Annotated in this window: 21 protein-coding genes and 1 pseudogene; 9 read left to right on the top strand and 13 right to left on the bottom strand. The window is 75.3% G+C overall.

Annotation, left to right across the window (positions count from 1 at the left end; genetic code table 11):
• Positions 1–145 precede the first annotated feature (145 nt).
• Positions 146–988 carry a GNAT family N-acetyltransferase gene (locus M8C11_RS09505; RefSeq protein WP_252449288.1) on the top strand — a complete coding sequence of 281 codons (843 nt, stop codon included), beginning with the start codon at positions 146–148 and terminating at the stop codon, positions 986–988.
• A gap of 132 nt (positions 989–1,120) precedes the next feature.
• Here the strand turns inward: M8C11_RS09505 and M8C11_RS09500 are convergent, their stop codons facing one another.
• Positions 1,121–2,308: an NAD(P)/FAD-dependent oxidoreductase gene (locus M8C11_RS09500; RefSeq protein WP_013287548.1), complete on the bottom strand. Its 1,188-nt coding sequence runs from the start codon at positions 2,306–2,308 to the stop codon at positions 1,121–1,123.
• Positions 2,309–2,319: 11 nt separating this feature from the next.
• Positions 2,320–3,528: a prolipoprotein diacylglyceryl transferase gene (gene lgt, locus M8C11_RS09495; RefSeq protein ID WP_252449287.1), complete on the bottom strand. Its 1,209-nt coding sequence runs from the start codon at positions 3,526–3,528 to the stop codon at positions 2,320–2,322.
• 102 nt (positions 3,529–3,630) lie between these two features.
• Here lgt and M8C11_RS09490 point away from each other — a divergent pair, with 102 nt between their 5' ends.
• Positions 3,631–4,161 carry an NUDIX hydrolase gene (locus M8C11_RS09490; RefSeq protein WP_252449286.1) on the top strand — a complete coding sequence of 177 codons (531 nt, stop codon included), beginning with the start codon at positions 3,631–3,633 and terminating at the stop codon, positions 4,159–4,161.
• Positions 4,162–4,258: 97 nt separating this feature from the next.
• Here M8C11_RS09490 and trpA read toward each other — a convergent pair whose 3' ends face one another.
• Genes trpA through trpC form a run of 3 tightly spaced genes read right to left on the bottom strand, consistent with a single transcriptional unit; the run spans position 4,259 to position 7,131 of the window.
• Positions 4,259–5,062, bottom strand: a complete 804-nt coding sequence (gene trpA, locus M8C11_RS09485) for a tryptophan synthase subunit alpha (RefSeq protein ID WP_252449285.1) — start codon at positions 5,060–5,062, stop codon at positions 4,259–4,261.
• A 4-nt stretch (positions 5,063–5,066) separates the two neighbouring features.
• Complete coding sequence (gene trpB / locus M8C11_RS09480) at positions 5,067–6,293, bottom strand: tryptophan synthase subunit beta (RefSeq protein WP_121686168.1); 1,227 nt, start codon at positions 6,291–6,293, stop codon at positions 5,067–5,069.
• Between the two features lie 34 nt (positions 6,294–6,327).
• Complete coding sequence (trpC, locus tag M8C11_RS09475) at positions 6,328–7,131, bottom strand: indole-3-glycerol phosphate synthase TrpC (RefSeq protein ID WP_252449376.1); 804 nt, start codon at positions 7,129–7,131, stop codon at positions 6,328–6,330.
• 445 nt (positions 7,132–7,576) lie between these two features.
• On the opposite strand from trpC, the gene M8C11_RS09470 reads away from it, so the two are divergent.
• Complete coding sequence (locus M8C11_RS09470; protein ID WP_252449284.1) at positions 7,577–7,852, top strand: hypothetical protein; 276 nt, start codon at positions 7,577–7,579, stop codon at positions 7,850–7,852.
• Here the strand turns inward: M8C11_RS09470 and M8C11_RS09465 are convergent.
• The 5 genes and pseudogenes from M8C11_RS09465 to M8C11_RS09445 form a co-directional block, all read right to left on the bottom strand.
• Positions 7,845–8,402, bottom strand: a complete 558-nt coding sequence (locus M8C11_RS09465) for a Trp biosynthesis-associated membrane protein (RefSeq protein WP_252449283.1) — start codon at positions 8,400–8,402, stop codon at positions 7,845–7,847. The two genes, M8C11_RS09470 and M8C11_RS09465, sit on opposite strands and share 8 nt — an antisense overlap.
• A complete protein-coding gene (locus M8C11_RS09460; RefSeq protein ID WP_145751857.1) occupies positions 8,399–9,952 on the bottom strand; it encodes an anthranilate synthase component I in 1,554 nt (517 codons plus the stop codon). The genes M8C11_RS09465 and M8C11_RS09460 overlap by 4 nt, the downstream gene beginning before the upstream one ends.
• The gene (gene hisI, locus M8C11_RS09455) at positions 9,949–10,362 is read right to left on the bottom strand and encodes a phosphoribosyl-AMP cyclohydrolase (protein ID WP_252449375.1); all 414 of its coding nucleotides are present in this window, start codon (positions 10,360–10,362) and stop codon (positions 9,949–9,951) included. Before hisI ends, M8C11_RS09460 begins: the two co-directional genes overlap by 4 nt.
• 180 nt (positions 10,363–10,542) lie before the next feature.
• Positions 10,543–11,193: pseudogene (locus M8C11_RS09450) on the bottom strand (phosphoribosyl-AMP cyclohydrolase); the annotation flags it as partial.
• Positions 11,194–11,355: 162 nt separating this feature from the next.
• On the bottom strand, positions 11,356–11,745 hold the full coding sequence (locus M8C11_RS09445; protein WP_121686165.1) for a MerR family transcriptional regulator: 390 nt from the start codon (positions 11,743–11,745) through the stop codon (positions 11,356–11,358).
• A gap of 109 nt (positions 11,746–11,854) precedes the next feature.
• Between M8C11_RS09445 and M8C11_RS09440 the strand changes: the two genes are divergently transcribed.
• From M8C11_RS09440 to M8C11_RS09430, 3 genes are read left to right on the top strand one after another with little or no spacing between them, the layout of a single operon-like run.
• Entirely contained in the window at positions 11,855–12,577 is a 723-nt protein-coding gene (locus tag M8C11_RS09440; RefSeq protein WP_252449282.1) for an ABC transporter ATP-binding protein, read from the top strand.
• Complete coding sequence (locus M8C11_RS09435; protein ID WP_145751853.1) at positions 12,574–13,329, top strand: ABC transporter permease; 756 nt, start codon at positions 12,574–12,576, stop codon at positions 13,327–13,329. The genes M8C11_RS09440 and M8C11_RS09435 overlap by 4 nt, the downstream gene beginning before the upstream one ends.
• The gene (locus M8C11_RS09430; protein WP_120568850.1) at positions 13,326–13,922 is read left to right on the top strand and encodes a TetR family transcriptional regulator; all 597 of its coding nucleotides are present in this window, start codon (positions 13,326–13,328) and stop codon (positions 13,920–13,922) included. Before M8C11_RS09435 ends, M8C11_RS09430 begins: the two co-directional genes overlap by 4 nt.
• A 40-nt stretch (positions 13,923–13,962) precedes the next feature.
• On the opposite strand, the gene M8C11_RS09425 is transcribed toward M8C11_RS09430, so the two are convergent.
• Positions 13,963–14,694, bottom strand: a complete 732-nt coding sequence (locus M8C11_RS09425) for a DUF2470 domain-containing protein (RefSeq protein WP_252449281.1) — start codon at positions 14,692–14,694, stop codon at positions 13,963–13,965.
• Positions 14,695–14,761: 67 nt separating this feature from the next.
• On the opposite strand from M8C11_RS09425, the gene rpsD reads away from it, so the two are divergent.
• Positions 14,762–15,370, top strand: coding sequence for a 30S ribosomal protein S4 (rpsD, locus tag M8C11_RS09420; RefSeq protein ID WP_013287563.1), 609 nt, complete (start codon positions 14,762–14,764; stop codon positions 15,368–15,370).
• An 80-nt stretch (positions 15,371–15,450) separates the two neighbouring features.
• On the opposite strand, the gene M8C11_RS09415 is transcribed toward rpsD, so the two are convergent.
• Positions 15,451–17,232, bottom strand: coding sequence for an ATP-binding cassette domain-containing protein (locus M8C11_RS09415; protein WP_252449280.1), 1,782 nt, complete (start codon positions 17,230–17,232; stop codon positions 15,451–15,453).
• The gene (locus tag M8C11_RS09410) at positions 17,229–19,103 is read right to left on the bottom strand and encodes an ABC transporter ATP-binding protein (protein ID WP_174361725.1); all 1,875 of its coding nucleotides are present in this window, start codon (positions 19,101–19,103) and stop codon (positions 17,229–17,231) included. Before M8C11_RS09410 ends, M8C11_RS09415 begins: the two co-directional genes overlap by 4 nt.
• A gap of 193 nt (positions 19,104–19,296) precedes the next feature.
• Between M8C11_RS09410 and M8C11_RS09405 the strand changes: the two genes are divergently transcribed.
• Positions 19,297–19,926, top strand: coding sequence for a TIGR03085 family metal-binding protein (locus M8C11_RS09405; protein ID WP_013287566.1), 630 nt, complete (start codon positions 19,297–19,299; stop codon positions 19,924–19,926).
• A 129-nt stretch (positions 19,927–20,055) separates the two neighbouring features.
• Positions 20,056–21,006 carry a terpene synthase gene (locus M8C11_RS09400; protein WP_013287567.1) on the top strand — a complete coding sequence of 317 codons (951 nt, stop codon included), beginning with the start codon at positions 20,056–20,058 and terminating at the stop codon, positions 21,004–21,006.
• The last annotated feature ends 130 nt before the right edge of the window (positions 21,007–21,136 follow it).

Here is a 21,136-nt window from a genome sequence, read left to right as displayed (position 1 = left end):
CGGGCCTCCTGTCGTCACTCAGGATGGATCATGATGGGGACGACGTCGGCCCTCTGCGGTTTATTGAGTCTACGTTAGGGCTTCCGGCGCAAGGCCAGTTCAGATTGATCACACTTCCAGATGCTGGGACGTGTAGTCTCGCGCGGTGGATCTCGCACGCGCTGACGTACTCGACCGGTTGGAGCGGTTCTACGACGCGGTGCCCCGCGACGGGGCCCGGACCGAGGACTACGGCGCCCTGGTGCTGTTCGTCCGGGACGGCGCCGGATGGCCGTTCTACGCCCGGCCCCGGCTCGGCGCCGACGAGGCGCCCACGCTCGCCGACGTCACAGCCGTCCGCGCCCGGCAGCGGGAACTGGGCCTGCCGGAGGCGTTCGAGTGGGTGCACGAGCACCAGCCGGACCTGCTCGCGGTGGCCCGCTCGGCCGGGCTCAGCGTGCTGGAGGCGCCGCTGATGCTGCTGGAACCCCAGCGGCTGCCCGACCCGGGGACGTTCAGCGACGTACCGGTGCGGGTGCTGGACCCCGCCGAACCCGGCTTCGCGGCGGACATCGCGCTGCGGCGGGCCGTCGCGGCGGTCGGCTTCGCCAACGGCGGCACCGCGCGCGGCGACGCCGGACCGGCCGAGCGGGACGCCGCCCTCGCCCAGCTGGACGTGGCCGCGCTGGAGGAGGAGGCGACCCGGGTCGCCGAGGGACGGCGCATCTCGGTGCTCGCCGGGACGCCCGACGCGGGCGCGCTCGCCAGCGGGATGGCGATGCGGGTCGACGACGTGGCGGAGATCGCCGGCGTGGCCACGCTGCCGTCCGCCCGGCAGCGCGGGCTGGGCGCGGCGGTGACCGCCACGCTCGCGCGGGAGCTGCGCGCCGCCGGCACCGACCTGATCTTCCTGAGCGCCGGCAGCGAGGACATCGCCCGCGTCTACCTGCGGGTCGGGTTCCGCCGGGTGGGCACCGCCTGCATCGCCGAGCCCGCCGCCGTCATCTGAGCACCGGCGCGGCTGTCGGACCGGGCCGGGCCCGGCCGGTCGCCCGGGGATCGCGCCGGCTGAGGGCCGGGCCGCCGGGAAGCCGTGCCGCCCGAGGGACGGCCGCACGCGGACGGGCCCGCGCGCGGACGGTCAGGACGGCGGCTGCCAGGCGGCGGCGGCCGCGGCGGCGGTGTTGCGCAGCCGCGGGCTGATCGTGCCCAGGGCGGCGTCCCGGGCGCGCAGCGCCAGCCGGCCCCGGGCCTGCAGGACCGCCGACATCCGCCGGGTCTGCCGGACCATCGTGGCCGCGCGGGGGCGGCGCAACCTGTCGTACGCGGTCACCGCGTCCGGCAGTCGCGACTCCCGCAGCAGCCCGGCCAGCGTCGCCGCGTCCTCGAACGCCAGGCAGGCGCCCTGCCCGAGGTGCGGCGGCATGGCGTGCGCGGCGTCGCCGAGCAGCACCACGCCGCCCGGGCCGGCCGGGAAGCCGTACGCCTTGGGCAGCGGGCGCAGCTCGCGGATCTCCTGCTGGACCACGTCCTCCGGGTCGGTCGCCTCCAGCAGCGTGCCGATCGGCGCGGGCCAGCCCGCGAACCAGCGCTTGAGCAGCGCGAGCTGGATCTCCGGCGGCTCCGGCCGGGGCGCCCCCGCGGCGGTGGCGACCCAGTAGACGCCGCCCCGGCGGGACGCACCCGCGGTGCCCCGCTCGCCGAGCGAGGCGGCCAGGAAGCGGTATCCGGCGCCGAGCGTCTCGCCGTGCACCGGCTGGTCGTCCGGCAGTTGCGGGGCCCGGTACCAGGGGATCACCGCACGCCAGGCCGCGCACCCGGAGCTGACCACCGCGGTCTCCGGTGCGAGGTGCCGGCGGATCTCGCTGTCCGTGCCGTCGGCGGCCACCACCAGGTCCGCCTCGTAGGTGTGCCGGCCGTCGCCCACCGCCGGGCGCTCGCCCGACGCCGCGCGCACCGTCCGCACGGTGACGCCGGTACGCAGCTCGACCCGGTCGCCCAGGCCGGCGATCAGCGCGTCGTGCAGGTCCTCCCGGTGCACCACCACCGGCATCCGCTCGGCCGGCGTGGACCGGGCCTGCACCAGCCAGTGCCCGTCCGGCCGGCGCACGCCGCCGTCGGGCAGCGGGGTGGCGATCGCGTCCAGCCCGTCGCCCAGCCCGAGGGCGCGCAGCGCGCGCACCCCGTTGGGCCAGAGCACCACGGCGGTCGCCTCCGGGCGGACCCGGTCGGCGCGTTCCAGCAGCGTGACCTGCCAGCCCGAACGGGCCAGCACACCGGCCGCCGCCATTCCGCCGAGGCCGGCGCCGACCACCACCGCGCTGCGCATGACTCCCCCGCTCAGCTGTCCCGGTCCGCCGGGCGCCCGCCGCCGTCGGCCCGGCCGGCGTTCGTGCGCTCCGCGTCCGCCCGCTCCGGGTCCGTGTCGTCGCCGTCCGCCCGGTCGGCGTTCGCGCTGTCGTCGCCGTCCGTGCCGCCCGTCGCGGCGTCGTCGGCGGCGGACTCGGCCCGTGCCGGTTCGTCGTCCGGCTCCGGGGGCAGCACACCGGTCTCCCGGTACGCGTCGAACTGTTCCTCGCTCACCACCCGGTAGCCCTCGGGCGCGACCGGCCGCGCGGCGGCCTCCCGGGCGGACAGGTCGACCTGCGACACGTCGCCGGCCGGGCCGGCCACGGGAGCCGGCTCGCCCACCGGCACCAGGTATTCGCGGGGACCGCGGACCCGGATGAAGTAGGCCAGCGCGCCGAGGAAGACCAGCGCGGCGGTCCAGACGTTGAGGCGTACGCCGAGGATCAGGTTCGCCTCGTCGGTACGCATCAGCTCGATCCAGAACCGGCCCGCCGTGTAGCCCATCACGTAGAGCGCGAACGCCCGACCGCGACCGAGCCGCAGCTTGCGGTCGAGGAACAGCACCAGCGCGGCGACGCCGATGTTCCAGAGCGCCTCGTAGAGGAACGCCGGGTGGTAGAGCCCCGGCTGGAGCACCGGGTTGCCGGCGTCGTCGCGCAGCGCGTGACCCGGGTTGTCCGGGTCCATCACGTGCACTTCGAGGCCCCAGGGCAGCGTGGTCCGCCCGCCGTACAGCTCGTTGTTGAACCAGTTGCCCAGGCGGCCGACGGCCTGCGCCAGGGGCAGCCCCGGCGCCAGCGCGTCGGCGACGACGGCGAACGGGATGCCGAGCTGCCGGGCGGCGAGCCACGCGCCGACCGCGCCACCGGCCACCGCGCCCCAGATGCCGAGACCGCCCTCCCAGATGTAGAGCGCCTTGATCGGCTCACCACCGGCGCCGAAGTATTTCTCCGGCGAGGTGATCACGTGGTAGATCCGCGCGCCGATGATGCCCGCGGGCACGGCCCAGACGGCGATGTCGAGCACCGCGCCCGGCGCCACGCCGCGACGGCGCAGCCGGTACTCGGTGACCACGCAGGCCACCACGATGCCGAGGATGATGCAGAGCGCGTACGCCCGGATCGGAACCGGACCGAGCTGCCAGACAGCGGTGCTGGGGCTGGGCATGGCCGCCAGTGGGGTCATCGGGGCGAGGGTCACGGGTGCACACGGTACCGGTGCGGACCGTGTGTGCGGCACCCCGGGCCGCCTGCCGCGCGGGTCGGATGACTTCTGGTTTGCACGGTCGTAGGCTCTTTGTCCATGAGCCCGCTCACCTGGGCGGTCGCCGCTGTCGTCACCGACGGGTCCGGCCGGCTGCTGCTCTGCCGCCGGACCGAGGGGGCCCGCCGCTGGGGGTTGCCGGGCGGGCGGCTGCGTCACGACGAGAGCCCGGCGGACGCCGCCGTCCGGGCGGTCCGCGCGGAGACCGGCTGGGCGGTGGAGCTGACCGACCTGGTCGGCCTCTACCGGGTCACCGGTCCGCAGGCGCCCTCGCTCCCGGCCGGGCGGTGCGGCGCCCGCCCCGACGTGCTGGTGCACGTGTTCCGCGCCGGGCCGGCCGACGTCGAACCGGCGGGCGAGCCGGTGGCCGGGTGCCTGCCGCGGTGGTGGCCGCCGCAGGAGCTACCCGACGTGCTGACCCCCACCACGCGCGCGGCGATCGCGGACGCGCTCGCCGGCCGCGCCGGCGTGCTGCGGCACACGACCGCCGCCGACGCGCTCATGCCACCCGGCGACGGGAAGCCCGTTGACGCGAAGCCCACCCCGCCCGGCCAGCGCGCTCGCGCATGATCGACACCAGATCGGCGAAGTGGCGGCATCCCGGCGGCCCCGACCACGCCACCTCGGCGAAATGGAGTCGATCAAGCAGGTGGGCGGCCAGGAGCGGTCAGCGGGCCGGGTTGCGGACGCCTTCGGCGAGTTCGGCGCTGAGCTTGCGCAGCGCGGTCAGGCCGGCGGCCTGGTCCGGGGCGTCCAGCACGCAGCGGACCAGCGCGCTGCCCACGATCACCGCGTCGGCGTACCCGGCGACGGTGGCGGCCTGCGCGCCCGTGCCCACGCCCAGCCCGACGCCGACCGGGATGTCGGTGACCTCGCGCAGCCGGGACACCAGGACCGGGGCCGCCTCGGAGGTCTGCGCGCGAGCGCCGGTGACGCCCATGATCGCGGTGGCGTAGACGAACCCGCGGCAGTGCTCGACGGTCATCCGCAGCCGCGCGTCGGTCGAGGACGGGGACACCAGGAACGTGCGGTCCAGGCCGTGCGCGTCGGAGGCGGCCAGCCACTCGGCGGCCTCGTCCGGGATCAGATCCGGCGTGATCAGGCCGGTGCCACCGGCGGCGGCCATGTCGCGGGCGAACGCGTCCACGCCGTACTGCTCGATGGGGTTCCAGTAGGTCATGGTGACCACGCTGGCCCCGGTCGCGGCGACCGCCTCGACGACGCGCAGCGCGTCCGCGACGCGGACACCGCCGGCGAGCGCGATGTCGCTCGCCTTCTGGATGACCGGGCCGTCCATCACCGGGTCGGAGTACGGGATCTCCACCTCGATGACGTCCACGCCCGCCTCGACCATGGCCTTCATGGCGGCGATGCTGCCCTCGACGGTCGGGAAGCCCGCCGGCATGCAGCCGACCAGCACCGCCCGCCCGTCCGCCCGCGCCTTGTCGAAGGCGACCCCGATGCGGCTCACGCTGTCACTCCTTGTCGAGGATGCCGAAGTACGCGCCGGCGGTGTGCACGTCCTTGTCGCCCCGGCCGGACAGGTTGACCACGATCACCGGCTCCCGGCCCAGTTCCTCGGCGAGCCGGGGGGCGATCGCGCGGGCACCGGCCAGCGCGTGCGCGCTCTCGATCGCCGGGATCACGCCCTCGGTGCGGCAGAGCAGCTCGAACGCGGCCATCGCGTCCGCGTCGTCGACCGGCAGGTAGGTGGCCCGGCCGGTGTCGTGCAGCCAGGCGTGCTCCGGGCCGACGCCCGGGTAGTCCAGGCCGGCCGAGATCGAGTGCGACTCGATGGTCTGCCCGTCGGCGTCCTGGAGGACGTACGTGCGGGTGCCGTGCAGCACGCCGGACGAGCCGCCGGTGATGCTGGCGGCGTGCCGGCCGGTGTCGACGCCCTCGCCACCGGCCTCGAAGCCGTAGAGCCGGACCCCGGTGTCCGGCACGAACGCGTGGAAGATGCCGAGCGCGTTGGAGCCGCCGCCGACGCAGGCCGCGACCGCGTCCGGCAGCGCGCCGGTCAGGTCCAGGCACTGCCGGCGGGCCTCCTCGCCGATGCCGCGCACGAAGTCCCGGACCATCTCCGGGAACGGGTGCGGGCCGGCGGCGGTGCCGATCAGGTAGTGGGTGTCCTCGACGTTGGCGACCCAGTCCCGCATCGCCTCGTTCATCGCGTCCTTGAGCGTGCGCGAGCCGGTGGTCACCGGGACGACGGTGGCGCCGAGCATCCGCATCCGCGCCACGTTCAGCGCCTGCCGCTCGGTGTCCACCTGGCCCATGTAGACGACGCATTCCAGGTCGAACAGCGCGGCGGCGGTGGCGGTGGCGACGCCGTGCTGGCCGGCGCCGGTCTCCGCGATGACCCGCCGCTTGCCCATCCGCTTGGTGAGCAGCGCCTGGCCCAGCACGTTGCGGACCTTGTGGGCGCCGGTGTGGTTGAGGTCCTCGCGCTTGAGCAGGACCCGCGCGCCGATCTGCGCGGAGAACCGCCGGGCCTCGTAGAGCAGCGAGGGCGTGCCGGCGTAGTCGCGCAGCAACGCGTCGAACTCGGCGAGGAAGTCCTCGTCGCCCATCGCCTTCCGGTACGCCGCGTCCAGCTCGTCCAGCGCGGCGACGAGCGCCTCGGGGACGAACCGGCCGCCGAACCGGCCGAAGTGACCGGCGGCGTCGGGAACCTGGCCGGCTGCGGGTGCGGCGCTCATCGCGGGCGTCCTCTCGGATCGGGTGCCCGGCGGCTCAGCGGACCGGGCGGGGCGTCGCCGGGTGGTTACCGGCGTTGACCAGCTCGGCGACCGCTTCACGCGGACTCTTCTGGGTGACCAGGCCCTCGCCCACCAGCACGGCGTCGGCGCCGGCGGAGGCGTACCGGATCAGGTCGTGCGGACCGCGCACCCCGGACTCGGCGATCTTGACGACGCTGCTCGGCAGGCCGGGAGCGATCCGCTCGAACACCGAGCGGTCGACCTCCAGGGTACGCAGGTCGCGGGCGTTCACGCCGATCACCTGCGCACCGGCCTCCAGGGCGCGGTCCGCCTCCTCCTCGGTGTGCACCTCGACCAGCGCGGTCATGCCGAGCGACTCGATCCGCTCCAGCAGCCCGACCAGCGCGTTCTGTTCCAGCGCGGCGACGATCAGCAGCACCAGGTCGGCGCCGTGCGCGCGGGCCTCGTGCACCTGGTAGCTGGAGACCACGAAATCCTTGCGCAGCACCGGCACGTTCACCGCGGCCCGCACCGCCGCCAGGTCGTCGAGCGACCCGCCGAACCAGCGGCCCTCGGTCAGCACGCTGATCGCCCGCGCGCCACCGGCGGCGTAGTCCCCGGCCAGGTCGGCCGGGTCGGCGATCTCGGCCAGCCGCCCCTTGGACGGCGACGAACGCTTCACCTCGGCGATCACGGCCACGCCGGGGCGGCGCAGCGCCGCGTACGCGTCCAGCGGTGGCGGCGCGGCGGCGGCCCGTTCCCGGATCCGCTCCAGCGGAACCTGCTCCTGGCGCCGGGCCACGTCCTCGCGCACGCCGGCCAGGATCTCGTCGAGCACCCCTGCGGACGGCGCCGCTCCGGCGTCGTCCCCCTCCGCGTGCGCATGCTCAGCAGTCACCAACGGACTCCCCTCTCCGGGCGTCATGGGCCGATGCTAGGGGGCGCCACCTGGCGACGAGTGCCGGGGGGTATGGCGCACCTCACGACATGGGCTGTGGCATGATGGCCGACTTCCGGTGAACGCCATGTCACGCAGCGCCACCGCTGGCATCGACCGTCACCCATCCCCTATCTCACCACGATCGTTCCGGGCCCGCAGGACGGGTTCCGGCGGTGGGCTGTGACCAAGCTCAAGGACCTCCGGCCCTGCCCAGGTCGACCCCGGTGCGACAGCGTTGACCTGTGCTTCACGGCGGCGAAACGTCCACCCGGAAGCATCGTCGTCGGGCACACTCGACGCCGGCGGCTGCCGACCGTCGCCAACGATCTCGCATGGGGTGACCATGAGCGCCAACGGGCCGACCCAGACCATCGGCTTGACCACCATCTCCCGTACCGTCGCCTCGCTCGCCGTCGGCGTGGTGCACACGCTCGAACGCGCGATGGCCGGTGAGGGCCGGATGCGTACCGCCAGGGGCAACGCCTGGGAGGCGGTCTGCGCCGACCGGGCCCGCGCCGCCCAGCGCCGCGAGTTGGAGCGGCTGGTGGCCGAGCTGGCCGCCGCGCGGGCCGCGGCCCGGCAGCGGCGCGACGCCCGCGAGGCGCAGCCGGTCAGCTGACCGTCGGGTCCTCGCCCCGGTCCAGCGCGTCCCACGCGTCCCGGGTGCCGCGTTCGACCGCCGGCCGGCCGGGCTCGTCCGCCGGGGCGGACCGCCGCTCGTACCGGGCGCCCATCGCCGGCCAGCCGTCGCCGCGCAGCGCGGTGAACGCGCCGCCGGCCGCCAGGGCCAGGCCGCCGGCCAGCACCAGCGCCGGCCACTGCCGGCTTACGCCGGTCTCGGTCAGGCCGATCCCGCCGCCGACCGCCACCGCCAGGCCGACGCCGGCCAGCAGCACACCCAGCAGCCGGCGCAGCCGGCCCCGGGTGGCGAGCACCGCGCCGCCGCCGGCGAGTCCCACGTACGTCAGCGCCAGCACCCAGGGCAGCAGCTCCGTACCGGTGCGCCCGGCCCGGCCGGACGGCAGCGATCCCCGGGCGGTCACCTCGACCGACCAGGTACGGGTCACCGCCCAGCAGGCCAGGCCCGCGCCGGCCAGGCAGAGCAGCACCGCGTACGCGAGTTCGCGCCGGCCGCGGGCGGTCGGCGCGGTGGTGCCGGGCGCGCTCACCGGGCGGCCCGCAGCGTCTCGGCGGCCGCGATGGCGGCGAGGACGGCGGCGGCCTTGCTGCGCGTCTCCTGGTCCTCGGCGGCGGGGTCGGAATCGGCCACGATCCCGGCGCCGGCCTGCACGTAGGCGCGGCCGTCGCGGATCAGCGCGGTACGGATGGCGATGGCCATGTCCAGGTCGCCGCCGAAGGCGAAGTAGCCGACGGTGCCGCCGTAGACGCCGCGCCGCACCGGCTCCAGCTCCTCGATGATCTCCATGGCGCGCACCTTTGGCGCGCCGCTGAGCGTCCCGGCCGGGAACGTCGCGGCCAGCGCGTCGAACGCCGTGCGGTCGTCGCGCAGCTCGCCGACGACTGTGGAGACGATGTGCATGACGTGGCTGTAGCGCTCGATGGTGGCGAACTCGGGCACCTCGACGGTGCCCGGGCGGCACACCCGGCCCAGGTCGTTGCGGCCCAGGTCGACGAGCATCACGTGCTCGGCGCGTTCCTTGGGGTCGGCGAGCAGTTCGGCGGCGAGCTTGGCGTCGCCGTCCGGGGAGCCGCCGCGCGGCCGGGTGCCGGCGATCGGGTGCAGCAGCGCCCGGCGCCGCCCGTCCGGGCCGGCGCTGACCTTGAGGTGCGCCTCCGGTGACGAGCCGACGATGTCGAAGCCGTCGAAGCGCAGCAGGTACATGTACGGGCTGGGGTTCGTGGTGCGCAGCACCCGGTAGACGTCGAGCGGGTCGGCGTCGGTGGGGCGCTCGAAGCGCTGGCTGAGCACGATCTGGAAGCACTCGCCGGCCCGGATCGCCTCCTTGGCCGCCTCCACCGCCTGCGGGTAGCCGCCCTCGGGGGTGCGGCTGACCACCTCGCCGACGCCGGGCCGGCCCACAGTCGAGACCATGGGCGGAATCGGCCGGGACAACGCGCTGGTCATCGCGTCGAGGCGGCCGACGGCGTGGTGGTACGCGGCCTCGACCCGCCCGGCCCGGTCGGGGTCGTCCAGCGGCGGCAGCACCGCGTTGGCGACCAGGATCGCGGAGCCCTCGTAGTGGTCGAGGACCACCAGGTCGGTCGCGAGCATCATGCCCAGCTCGGGCACGTCCAGCTCGTCCTCGGTCAGCTCGGGCAGGCGCTCGAAGCGGCGGACCAGGTCGTACCCGAGGTAGCCGACCAGGCCGCCGGTCAGCGGCGGCATGTCACCGGCCGGATCCCAGCCCGGCCCGGCGAGCGCGGCGACCGTCTCGCGCAGCACGGTGACCGGGTCGCCACCGGTGGGCACGCCCGCCGGTGGCGTGCCGGTCCAGCTCGCCGCGCCGTCGCGCTCGGTGAGCGTGGCGCTGCTGCGGACGCCGATGAACGAGTAGCGCGACCAGGCCGTGCCGGCCGAGCCGACGCCCTGTTCGGCGGACTCCAGCAGGAACGTGCCGGGACCGCCGGCCAGCTTGCGGTAGACCCCGACCGGCGTCTCCGCGTCGGCGAGCAGCCGCCGGGTCACCGGCACGACCCGCCAGCGGGCGGCCAGGTCGGCGAAGGTGGACCGGTCCGGGCTGACCGTGCCGTCGGTCACGGGGTCGCCTCCGGGGAGCTGACCGGCAGTTCGGTGAAGAAGCAGGTGCGCTGCCCGGTGTGGCAGGCCGCGCCGACCTGCTCGACGCTGACCAGCAGCGCGTCGCCGTCGCAGTCGAGGGCCACCGAGCGCACGTACTGGTGGTTGCCCGAGGTGGCGCCCTTGACCCAGTACTCGCCGCGGCTGCGCGACCAGTAGGTGGCCCGACCGGTGGTGAGCGTGCGGTGCAGCGCCTCGTCGTCCATCCAGGCGACCATCAGCACCTCGCCCGAGTCGTGGGCGCGGACCACGGCGGCGACCAGGCCGTCCGGGGTGCGGCGGAGCTTCGCCGCGATGGCCGGGTCGAGCCGGGACGGGCGGGCCGGTCCGGGAGCGGGGGCGCCGGTCAGCGGCGCGTCAGGGGCGGGCACGGTTGACCATTCTCCCGCACGCGGTCCGGGCACCGCCGACGTGTCCCGGGAGGCGGTCGTCACCGTGCCCAGCGCCCGGCCCAGCCGGGCGAGGTAGCGGTCCACCCGGCCGTCGACCAGCGCCTCGGCCAGGTCCGCGCCGTGGGTGGCGGCGATCTCGCCGGCGTACGGGCGGATCAGCGGGAGGATGCCGGTGACCAGCCGTCCGGCGGCGGCGCCGACCTCGGCCGGGTCACCGGCGCGCAGGCCGAGGCAGAGCAGCATGTCGTGGCGGTAACCGGGCGGGGCGACCGGCAGGTCCAGCGCGGCGGTCAGGGCGGCCCGGCGGGACACCACGCGCACGGTCGGGTTGGCCGGCCGCAGCACCGAGGGACAGAGCCGGGCCAGGTCGGCCGCGGCGAGCCGGACCCCGACCGGGTCGTCGGCCACGCGGGCCGCGGCGACCTTGCCCAGCGTCGCGATCAGCTCCTCCAGTCGCGGCTCGTCGGCGGGCTGGCAGAGCACCGGCAGGTCGATCAGGCGGCGCCATTCCGGTACGGCCCACAGCAGCCGGGCGGGCGCGGTGACCGGGAGCCCGAACGCCCAGTCGGCGGGCTGGCCGAGGCGGCGTACCCAGGAGCGGACGTCGCGGGCGGCCACCGACACGTGCACGAGGCGACCGGCGAACTCGGTCAGGTACGCCCGCCGGGCCGCGTACGGCGTGCCGCGGCGGGACGTGGCCTGCCGGGCGCCCGCACCGGCGGGCCGTCCGTCGTCGGCGGCCACGAGCACGTCCACGTCCACGTCGCTGTGCTCGGTGGCGGCCCGCCGGGCATGGCTGCCGCGCAGCATGATCCCGACGACCGGCCGGTCGGCGGCCTGCCGCAGGCGGGCGGCCCAGTCGTCGAGGAACGCGGTGTCGGGCAACTGCGCTGGACCCACGGCGCCATGGTGCCGAAATCCGATCTTCACCGCAATGACCGTTGCCGGACCCCGTGTCCGCCACTGGGGCGTTCAGCCGGATTCCTCCTCCGCCCGGCGGTACGCGTCGATCTTGTGTTCGAGGACCTTCAGGTCCTCCTCCAGCTCGGCCATCCGGGCCAGGACGCGGGCCCGGTGCGCCTCGAACAGCGCCCGCCGCGCGCCGAGCGTGCCGTCCCCGTGCCGAGCCAGTTCGGCATAGCGGCGCATGTCTCGCACCGGCATCCCGGTACGCCGCAGCCGGGTGAGCAGGAACAGCCAGTTGACGTCGGACTCGGTGTAGCGCCGGCGGCCGGACGAGTCCCGCCCGACGCGGCCCACCAGGCCCTCCTGCTCGTACCAGCGCAGCGTGTAGGTGGTCAGGCCGACCCGTTCCGCCGCCTCACCCACGGTGAGGCTCATCTCCCGCGTGCTGATGTCCACGCCCTCCAGGCTTCCAGTTCGAGCGCACTCGAAGTCAAGTCCCCGTTGCCCTCGGGGAGGAATTCACCTACCGTTGAGTTCAACGGGTGATGAATTGACGGAGGCGAGCATGGACGACGCGGTGTCGGTCCGCGAGCTGGTGGTCGACCGGGGCGGGCGGCGGGTGCTGCACGGCATCACCTGCGGGGTGCCCCGGGGCACCGTGACCGGGCTGCTCGGGCCCAGCGGCAGCGGCAAGACCACGCTGATGCGCGCGGTGGTCGGCGTGCAGACGGTCGGCTCCGGCGCGGTGGACGTGCTCGGCCGCACCGCCGGCTCGGCCGACCTGCGCCGCCGGGTGGGTTACCTGACCCAGGCGCCGAGCGTGTACGCCGACCTGACGGTGCGGGAGAACGCCCGCTACTTCGCGGTGCTCCAGGGCCGGGGCCGCGCCGAGGCCGACCGCGCGGTGGCCGACGTCGGCCTGGCGAGCGCGGCCGACCAGCTCGTCGGCACGCTCTCCGGCGGCCAGCGCAGCCGCGCCTCACTCGCCTGCGCGCTCGTCGGCGAACCGGAGCTGGTGGTCCTCGACGAGCCGACTGTCGGCCAGGACCCGGTGCTGCGGGCCGACCTGTGGGCCCGGTTCCACGCCATGGCCGCGAACGGCACCACGCTGCTGGTCTCCAGCCACGTGATGGACGAGGCTGCCCGCTGCGACCGGCTGCTGCTCATCCGCGAGGGCCGGCTGGTCGCCGACGACACCCCGGCCGCGGTCCGCGCCGCGACCGGGACCGACGACCTGGAGGAGGCGTTCCTGCGCCTGATCCGCGACGCCGAGGGAGAGGCGCGATGAACGGACGGATCCTGGCCGCCACCACCGGGCGCATCCTGCGCCAGCTCCGGCACGACCGGCGGACCGTGGCGCTGCTCGTGGTGGTGCCGTCGGTGCTGCTCACGCTCGTCTACTTCATGTACGTCGACCAGCCCGCCCCGCCCGGCGCGCCGAGCACGTTCGACCGGGTGGCCCTGATCATGCTGGGCTTCTTCCCGTTCATCATCATGTTCCTCGTGACCAGCATCGCCATGCTCCGCGAGCGCACCACCGGCACGCTGGAGCGCCTGCTCACCACGCCGCTGGGCAAGCTCGACCTGCTGTTCGGGTACGGCATCGCGTTCGGCCTGGCCGGGGTGCTCCAGTCCACTGTCGCCTCGGTCGTCGCGTACCGGGTGTTCGGGCTGGAGACCGCGGGCAGCGCGTGGCTGGTCGTGCTGATCGCCGGGGTGAACGCGGTGCTCGCGGTGGCGCTCGGGCTGTTCTGCTCGGCGTTCGCCCGCACCGAGTTCCAGGCGGTCCAGTTCATGCCGGTGGTGGTGGCCCCGCAACTGCTGCTGTGCGGCCTGTTCGTGCCGCGCGACGAGATGGCCGGCTGGCTCCAGGCGGTCAGCGACGCGCTGCCGCTGTCGTACGCGGTCGAGGCGCTCCAGGAGGTCGGCGCGCACGCCGAGCCGACCGGAACGATGTGGCGGGACGTGGCGATCGTGGCCGGGGCGGCGGTGGCGGCGCTGGTGCTGGCCGCCGCGACGCTGCGCCGGCGCAGCGGGTGAACGCGCGGCGCACCGGGCGGCGGCCCGGCAGCCCGGACACCCGTGAGGCCATCCTCGCCGCGGCGCGGGAGGCGTTCGCCGAGCGCGGCTTCGACGCCGCGTCGATCCGGGCCATCGCCGCGGCGGCCGGCGTGGACCCGGCGCTCGTGCACCACTACTTCGGCGGCAAGGAGGAGCTGTTCCGGGCCGCCACGGCCTTCCCGGCCGACCCGGGGCGGCTGCTGCCGGCGGTGCTCGCCGGCGGCCCGGACGCGGCCGGCGAGCGGATGGTCCGGGTGTTCCTGGAGGTCTGGGACTCCCCCACCGGCACGGCGGCGGTGGCGCTGCTGCGCTCCGCCGTCAGCAACGACTGGACCGCGCGCCTGCTGCGCGAGTTCCTGGTCACGCAGGTGCTGCGCCGGGTGCTCGACCACCTCGGCGTCGACCCGGCGCAACGCGCGCTGCGCGGTGGGCTGGTCGCCACGCAGCTCGCCGGGCTGGCCATGATGCGGTACGTGCTCCGTCTCGACGCGGTCGCCACCGCCGAGCCGGCGACGCTGGTGGCCGCCATCGGCCCGACGGTCCAGCGGTACCTGACCGGCGACATCACCTGAGCCGGCCGGCCGCCGGCTCCGGCAGCCGGGACGGCGCCGCTCAGGCCGCCGCCCGGGGGCAGAGCATCGGGTGCAGCAGGCGGGACAGCTCCGCCACGTCGGCGACGGGCCGGGGGAAGGCGAGCCGGGCCCGCCGGGTCGCGCCGGGCCGCCCGTGCGCGACCAGCAGCCCGTACCTGTCGATCCGGACCACCCGGGGAACCTGGTCGCCGGGCAGGGCGAGCCGCCGCCGCAGGTAGTCGCCGACCTGCTCGGTGTGGTGGTCGGCCAGGTCGGCCAGCAGGTCGGCCTCGACCGGGTGCAGCGGGTCGGGCTCGGCCTCCGCGAACGCCTCCGGGTCGACCCGGCGCACGCGCCCGGCGCGCTCCCAGCGGGCCTCGGCCACCTCGAAGCGGTGCAGGTGGAACCGGCGGCCCACGTCGAGCAGGTCGCCGACCGGGTCGGTGGCGGCGAAGTCGACCGCCGCGTCGCGCGCCTCGTCCCCGTCCAGCCGGGCGGCCCAGCCGGAAACCCACGCCCGGCCGAGCGAGGGCGCCCCGGCCGCGGGCGGCAGGTCGAGCACGTCGAGCACGGTGGCCACGTCGGTGTCGCCCGGCGGCGGCACGAGCGCCGCGGCCAGGTCACTGACCACGGGTACGAGCAGCAGCACCCGCCCGTCCGGGTCGACGGCGTGCCGGACCTGGTGCGGGCCGGGATGCCGGGCCAGGTGGACGAGGGCGGGCAACCGGCCCGCGACCAGGGTTCGCACGATCTCCGCCGGGCTGGGCCGCATGATCCCGACCTCCTCAATATAGGTTAGGCTTACCTAAGAAGCAGGCTAGACGATCGGAGACGTCGACGTGAACCACCCCCGGCCCAAGGCCCGGCTCTCCCGCGCCCTCGGTATCCCGCTGACCCGCAAGTGCGTGCGGTACTTCGAGCGGCGCCCCTATCCCCCGGGCGTGCACGGCCGGTCCCGCCGCACCACTTCCGACTACCAGGTGCGGCTGCTGGAGAAGCAGCGGCTGCGCCACCAGTACAACGTCAGCGAGGCCCAGCTGCGCCGGTTGTTCGACGAGGCGGCCCGGGGCGCCGGCAAGACCGGCGAGACGCTCGTCGCGCTGCTGGAGCGGCGCCTCGACGCGGTGGTGCTGCGGGCCGGGCTGGCGCGCAGCGTCTACCAGGCCCGTCAGCTCGTCGCGCACGGCCACATCACAGTCGACGGGCGCAAGGTCGACCGGCCGTCGTACCGGCTGCGTCCCGGCCAGGTGGTCGGCGTACGCGAGCGCAGCCGCGCGCTGCCGCCGTTCCAGCTCGCCGCCGCCGGCGCGCACGCCGACGCCCAGCCCCGGCCGTACCTGTCGGCGCAGCCGGCCGAGCTGCGCGCCACGCTGGTGCGCGAACCGGCCCGGCACGAGGTGCCGGTGGTGTGCGACGAGCAGCTCGTGGTGGAGTTCTACTCCCGCTGACCGGTTACCGGGTCTGCTCCAGCCCTGGCGGACCCGCCAAGATCAGCGGGTCTGCTCCAGCCCTGGCGGACCCGCCAAGATCAGCGGGTCTGTTCCAGCCAGGAGGCGTACAGCAGGGCGTAGACCGAGTCGGTGTCGCGGACCAGCTCCTCGTGCGGGCCGCGCTGCACGATCCGGCCCCGGTCCACCACGATCACCTCGTCCGCCGCCTGCGCGGTGGACAGCCGGTGCGCGATGGCGAGCGTGGTCCGGCCCCGGGTCACCGCGTCGAGCGTCCGTTGCAGGCGGACCTCGGTGGCCGGGTCGACAGCGCTCGTCGCCTCGTCCAGCACCAGCAGGTCCGGGTCCGCGACGTACGCCCGGGCCAGCGCCACGAGCTGCCGCTCGCCGACGCTCAGCGCCTCCCCGCGCTCGCCGACCGGTGTGTCCAGCCCGGACGGCAGCCCGTCCAGCCAGTCGGACAGGCCCAGCTCGCCGAAGGCGGCGGTGAGCCGCTCGTCGGTCAGGTCGGGGCGGGCGAAGCGGACGTTCTCCCCGACCGTGGCGTCGAACAGGAAGCCGTCCTGCGGCACCATCACCACCCGGGAGCGCAGCGAGTCGAAGCGCACCTGCCGCAGGTCGACCCCGGAGAGCAGCACCGCGCCCTCGGTCGGATCCATCAGGCGGGTGAGCAGCTTGGCGAACGTGGTCTTGCCGCTTCCGGTCTCGCCCACCACCGCCACCCGGCTCTTGGCCGGGATGTCCAGCGTCACCTCGTGCAGCACCGGCGGCCCGCCCGGGTAGGCGAACGTCACGCCGGCGAACCGGGCGTCCAGCGGCCCCGGCGGCAGCTCCCGCCCCTGCTCGCCCGGGTCGGCCACGTCCGGGGAGACGTCCAGCACGTCCAGCACCCGGCGCCAGCCGGCGATCGCGTTCTGCGCCTCGTTGAGCACCTCGGTGGCGATCTGCACCGGCTGGATGAACAGCGTGACCAGGAACAGGAACGCGGTGAGCTGGCCGACCGACAGCGTGCCGTCGACGCCCAGGCTGACCCCGACCACCACCACGCCGGCCAGCGCCAGCCCGGCGGCCAGCTCCCCCACGGAGCTGCCCATGATGCTGATCCGGATCGCCCGCTGCTGGGCCACCCGCTGCCCGTCGATGGCCGTGTCGAGCCGCCGCGCGGTGCGCCCGGCGATGCCGTACGCCCGGATCACCGGCGCGCCCACCACGCTCTCGCCGATCGCCCCGAGCAGCGTGCCGGTGCGCTGCCGCACCAGCCCGTACGCCCCGGCGAGGCGGCGCTGCAACTGCCGGATCACCAGCACCGCCGGCGCGAACGCGACGAGCACCACGAGCGTCAACTGCCAGGAGTACGCGAGCATCACGGCGGTGGTGACCAGCAGCTGGCCCAGGTTGACGATGAGGATCACGCCGCCCCACTGGAGGAACTGGGTGATCTGGTCGACGTCGCTGGTGACCCGGGAGACGAGCGAGCCGCGCCGCTCGGACTGCTGGTGCAGCATGGACAGGTCGTGCACGTGCCGGAACGCCCGGGTGCGCACGCCGGCCAGCGCGGTCTCGCTGACCGTGAACAGCCGGCGCATCATCAGGTAGCCGCAGATGGTGGTGACCACCAGCACCCCGGCGGTGATCGCCACGGTGAGCGAGATGACGTCCAGGTCGAGCCCGCCGACGATGCCGTGGTCGATGCCGCGCTGCACCGCCACCGGCACGGCGACCCGGCCGACCATGTAGACCAGCGCCAGCGCCAGCGTGCCGGCGAGGCCGGTGCGCAGCTCCGGGGAGAGCGCCAGCCCGCGCCGCAGCGTCTGCCAGGTGGTCTCGGTGCTCTCGGTGTTCTCCCCCGTGGTCGTACTCACCGGTCCACCTCGATCTCCAGGCCCGAGGTCAACGGCGTGACCTCGTCGTACGTCCGATTCTGCTCGCGCTCCTGCTCGGCCTGCTCGTACGCGGTGACCAGGTCGGCGTAGCCGGGCACGGTGGCCAGCAGCTCGGTGTGGGTGCCGCGGGCGACCACGCGGCCCTGCTCCACGTAGATCACCTCGTCGGCGAGCGCGATGGTCGCCCGGCGGTACGCCACCACCAGGATCGACGCCGGGGCGCCGCCGTCGGTCGGCGCGCGCAGCCCGGCCAGGATGGCCGCCTCGACGCGCGGGTCGACAGCGCTCGTGGCGTCGTCGAGCACCAGCAGCCGGGGGCGTCCGGCGAGCGCCCGGGCGAGCGTGAGCCGCTGGCGCTGCCCGCCGGACAGCGACGTGCCCCGCTCGCCGACCATGGTGTCCAGCCCGTCCGGCAGCGCGGCCACGAAGCCGTCCGCCTCGGCCAGCCGCAGCGCCGCCCACACCTCGTCGTCGCCGATGCCGGCGCGGTCGAGCGCGATGTTGGCCCGGACCGTGTCGTCGAAGACGAACGGCACCTGCGCCACGAGCGCCACCGTGCCGGCGAGCGAGGCGGCGGTCAGCTCCCGCTCGTCCACGCCGTCCAGCGTGACCCGTCCGGCGCCCGGGTCGACCAGCCGCACGGCCAGCGACGCGATCGTCGACTTGCCCGCGCCGGTGGGCCCCACCAGGGCGACCGTCTTCCCGGCCGGCACGGTGAACGTCACCTCGCCGAGCACCTGGGCCCCGGGCAGGTGCGCCTCGGCCGGCTCGTACGCGAAGTGCACGTCGTCGAAGGCGAGCGTGGCCGGCTCGCGGGTGGCCGGGTCGAGCGTCCTCGTGCCGTACGGCATCTCGCCGGTGGCGTCCAGCACCCGGCGGACCCGGTCCCAGCCGGCGACGCTGCGCGGCAGTTCGGCCAGCACCCAGCCGATGGCGCGGACCGGGAAGGCCAGCACGGTGAACAGGAACGCGACGCTGACCAGTTCGGTCACGCTGATCGCGCCCTGCCGGTACCGGATCGCGCCGACCACCAGCACGGCGAGCGTGCCGAGGCTGGGCAGCGTCTCCAGCAGCGGGTCGAACACGCCGCGCAGCCGGCCGACCGAGATCAGCGCGTCGCGCAGCTCACCGGCGCGGGAGGCGAAGCGGGCCGTCTCCTGGGCCTCGCGGCCCATCGTCTTGACCACCAGCGCGCCGTCGAAGCTCTCGTGCGCGATGCCGCTGACCTCGGCCCGCAGCCGCTGCGCCCGGGCCTGCCGGGGCGCCATCCGGCGGGAGTAGACCACGTTGAGCGCGAACAGCGCGGGGAACACGGCGAGGCCGACCAGGGCCAGCGCCCAGTCGGTGAAGAACAGCGAGGCCACCGCGCCGACGAGCATCACCAGCGTGCCGACCGCGAACGGCAGCGGCGCGATCGGGTACCAGGCCGCCTCCACGTCGGAGTTGGCGTTGGACAGCAGCGTGCCGGTGGAGTTGCGGTGGTGCCAGGCCAGCGGCAGTTCCAGGTAGCGGCGGGTGACCCGGCGACGGTAGGCGGCCTGGAGCCGGTACTGCATGTAACCGGCGCCGAGCCGGCGGCCGAAGATGCCGACGACGCGCAGCACGCTGATGCCGAACAGCGCCGTCGCGGCCAGCGCCAGCGCCCCTTCCGCCACCTCGCCGCGCTCCACGGCCGGCACGACCACGTCGCCGACCACCCCCCCGACCACGTACGCGCTGGCGATCACCAGGAGGCCGAACAGCACGCTGCCGCTGACCGCGACCGCGAAGATCCGCGGCTGTTCCCGGATGGCCCGGCCGAGCACCCGTAGCCCCCTGCCGAGCACGTCCCGACTTGTCCCGCTCGCCACGCTCTCCCCCGCCGTAAGCCGCAGTTTTCTCCCCCATCCTTACCGCTCGCCGCCGGTCCCGCCGACCCGGCCGGGATATGTCCGCCGTCACGTTCCCGCCGGACCCGGCTGGAGGGCGGCCGGAACCGGCCCGGCGGCGCGGTCCCGCCGGGCGTGGCGCGCCGATCGGCCGGAACGGGCCTACGATCGGGCCATGCCGCGGTACGCCCGAGCGGAGCGCGAGGCGCTCGCCGACCTGATGCTGGAACTGGGACCGGACGCACCGACTGTCAACGAGGGGTGGACCACCCGTGACCTGGCGGCGCACCTGCTGGTGCGGGAGCGCCGGCCGGACGCGGCGGGCGGGATCCTGCTGCCGCCGCTGCGCGGCTACGGCGAGTCGGTCCGCCGGCGCATCGCCGCCGGGCCGTACGCCGACCTGATCGCCCGGGTACGCCGTCCCCCGGTGTGGAGCCCGGTCAGCAACCCGCTCACCGACGAGCTGGCCAACGGGATGGAGTTCTTCATCCACCACGAGGACGTGCGGCGCGCCCGGCCGGGCTGGCACCCGCGCGACCTGCCCGCCGGGCAGCAGGCGGTGCTGTGGAAGCGGGCGTCCCTGCTGGCCCGGATGGCGCTGCGGCGGTTCCCGGCCGAGGTGCTGGTGCAGGCCCCGGGGCACGGCGAGCTGCGGGCCGGCGCCGGCGGCGAACGGCTGCGGGTGGTGGGCGCGCCGGGCGAGCTGGTGCTGTTCCTCACCGGACGGCAGCGGGTGGCCCGGGTCCAGGTGGACGGTCCGGCCGATCGCGCCGAACGTCTGCGTACCGCCGAGCTGGGCTTGTGACCGAGGGTGTGCAGCCGATCGCCGGCTGACAGTGGACAGTGGACACCCGAACGTCGATAACGGTTACGTCCTCCCGTACGCTCCTGCGCACCGGCCCGACCCCGCGGGGCGGCGGACAGGGGGACGACGATGCGCGACTTCGCCCTCTCGGCACTGCACGAACCGCCCTTTCCCTCCCGGCGCCACCCCGCCGCCGACCAGGCGGCCGCGGAGAGCGCCGCCTGGGTACGTGACTTCGGCCTGGTGGAGGACCAGGCCGGCCGCCGGCGGCTGGCCGGGGCGCACGCGGCGGAGCTGGCCGCTCGCGCCTGCCCCGAGGCGTCGCCGTACGGGCTGCGCCTGCTCACCGACCTGATCAACTGGCTGTTCGTGGTGGACGACGCCTGCGACGACGACGGGCTCGGAGCGACGCCCACGCTGCTGGCGCCGACGCTCGCCGCGCTGCTGGCGGTGCTCGACCGGCACGGCGACCCGGACGCGCCGGCGCCCGCCGACGGCGGGCCGATCGCCCTGGCGCTGCACGACCTGTGCCGGCGGGCCCGCGGCCGGGGCCGGCCGGCCCACCTGCTGCGCCTGGTCAGCCAGTTGCGGGAGTACCTGCTGGCGCTGCTCTGGGAGGCCGCCAACCGGGAGCGCCGGCGGGTGCCGGGGGTGGCCGAGTACACGCAGATGCGCCGCCACACCGGCGGGGTGCGCCCCAGCTTCACGGTGACCGACCTGGCCCGCCCGTCCGCGCCCCGCGCCGACCAGCGGGTCGCGCCGGCGCTCACCGCCCTGGACACCCTCGCCACCGACCTGGTCTGCTGGTGCAACGACCTGTTCTCCTACGGCAAGGAGCGCGGCGCCGCCCCGGAGGCGCACAACCTGGTCACCACGATCGCGGGTGAGACCGGGCAGGACGAGTCGGCGGCGCTGTACGCGGCGGCGGACCGGTTCAACAAGGCCCTCGCCACGTACGCGGAGCGGGACGCGGCGCTGAGCGTCGTGGCCGACGAGGGGATGCGGGTCTTCCTGGACACCCGCCGGGACTGGATCAGGGCCACCTACGACTGGTCCCGCGCGGCCAGCCGGTACGCCTGAGCGGTTCCAGCAGGCGGGACCGGTGGCGACTCGACCGATCGGGGCTAGCCGCTGGCCGGGTGCAGGCAATACCCTTCGGTAACCGCAGACCGGCGTGACCCCCGTCACGTCCCTCCACCCCTGAAGGCGG

The sequence above is a fragment of the Micromonospora sp. CPM1 genome (assembly GCF_023896895.1).
Classification (GTDB): Bacteria; Actinomycetota; Actinomycetes; order Mycobacteriales; family Micromonosporaceae; genus Micromonospora; species Micromonospora tulbaghiae.
This window is presented reverse-complemented; position numbering and strand designations above follow the sequence as displayed.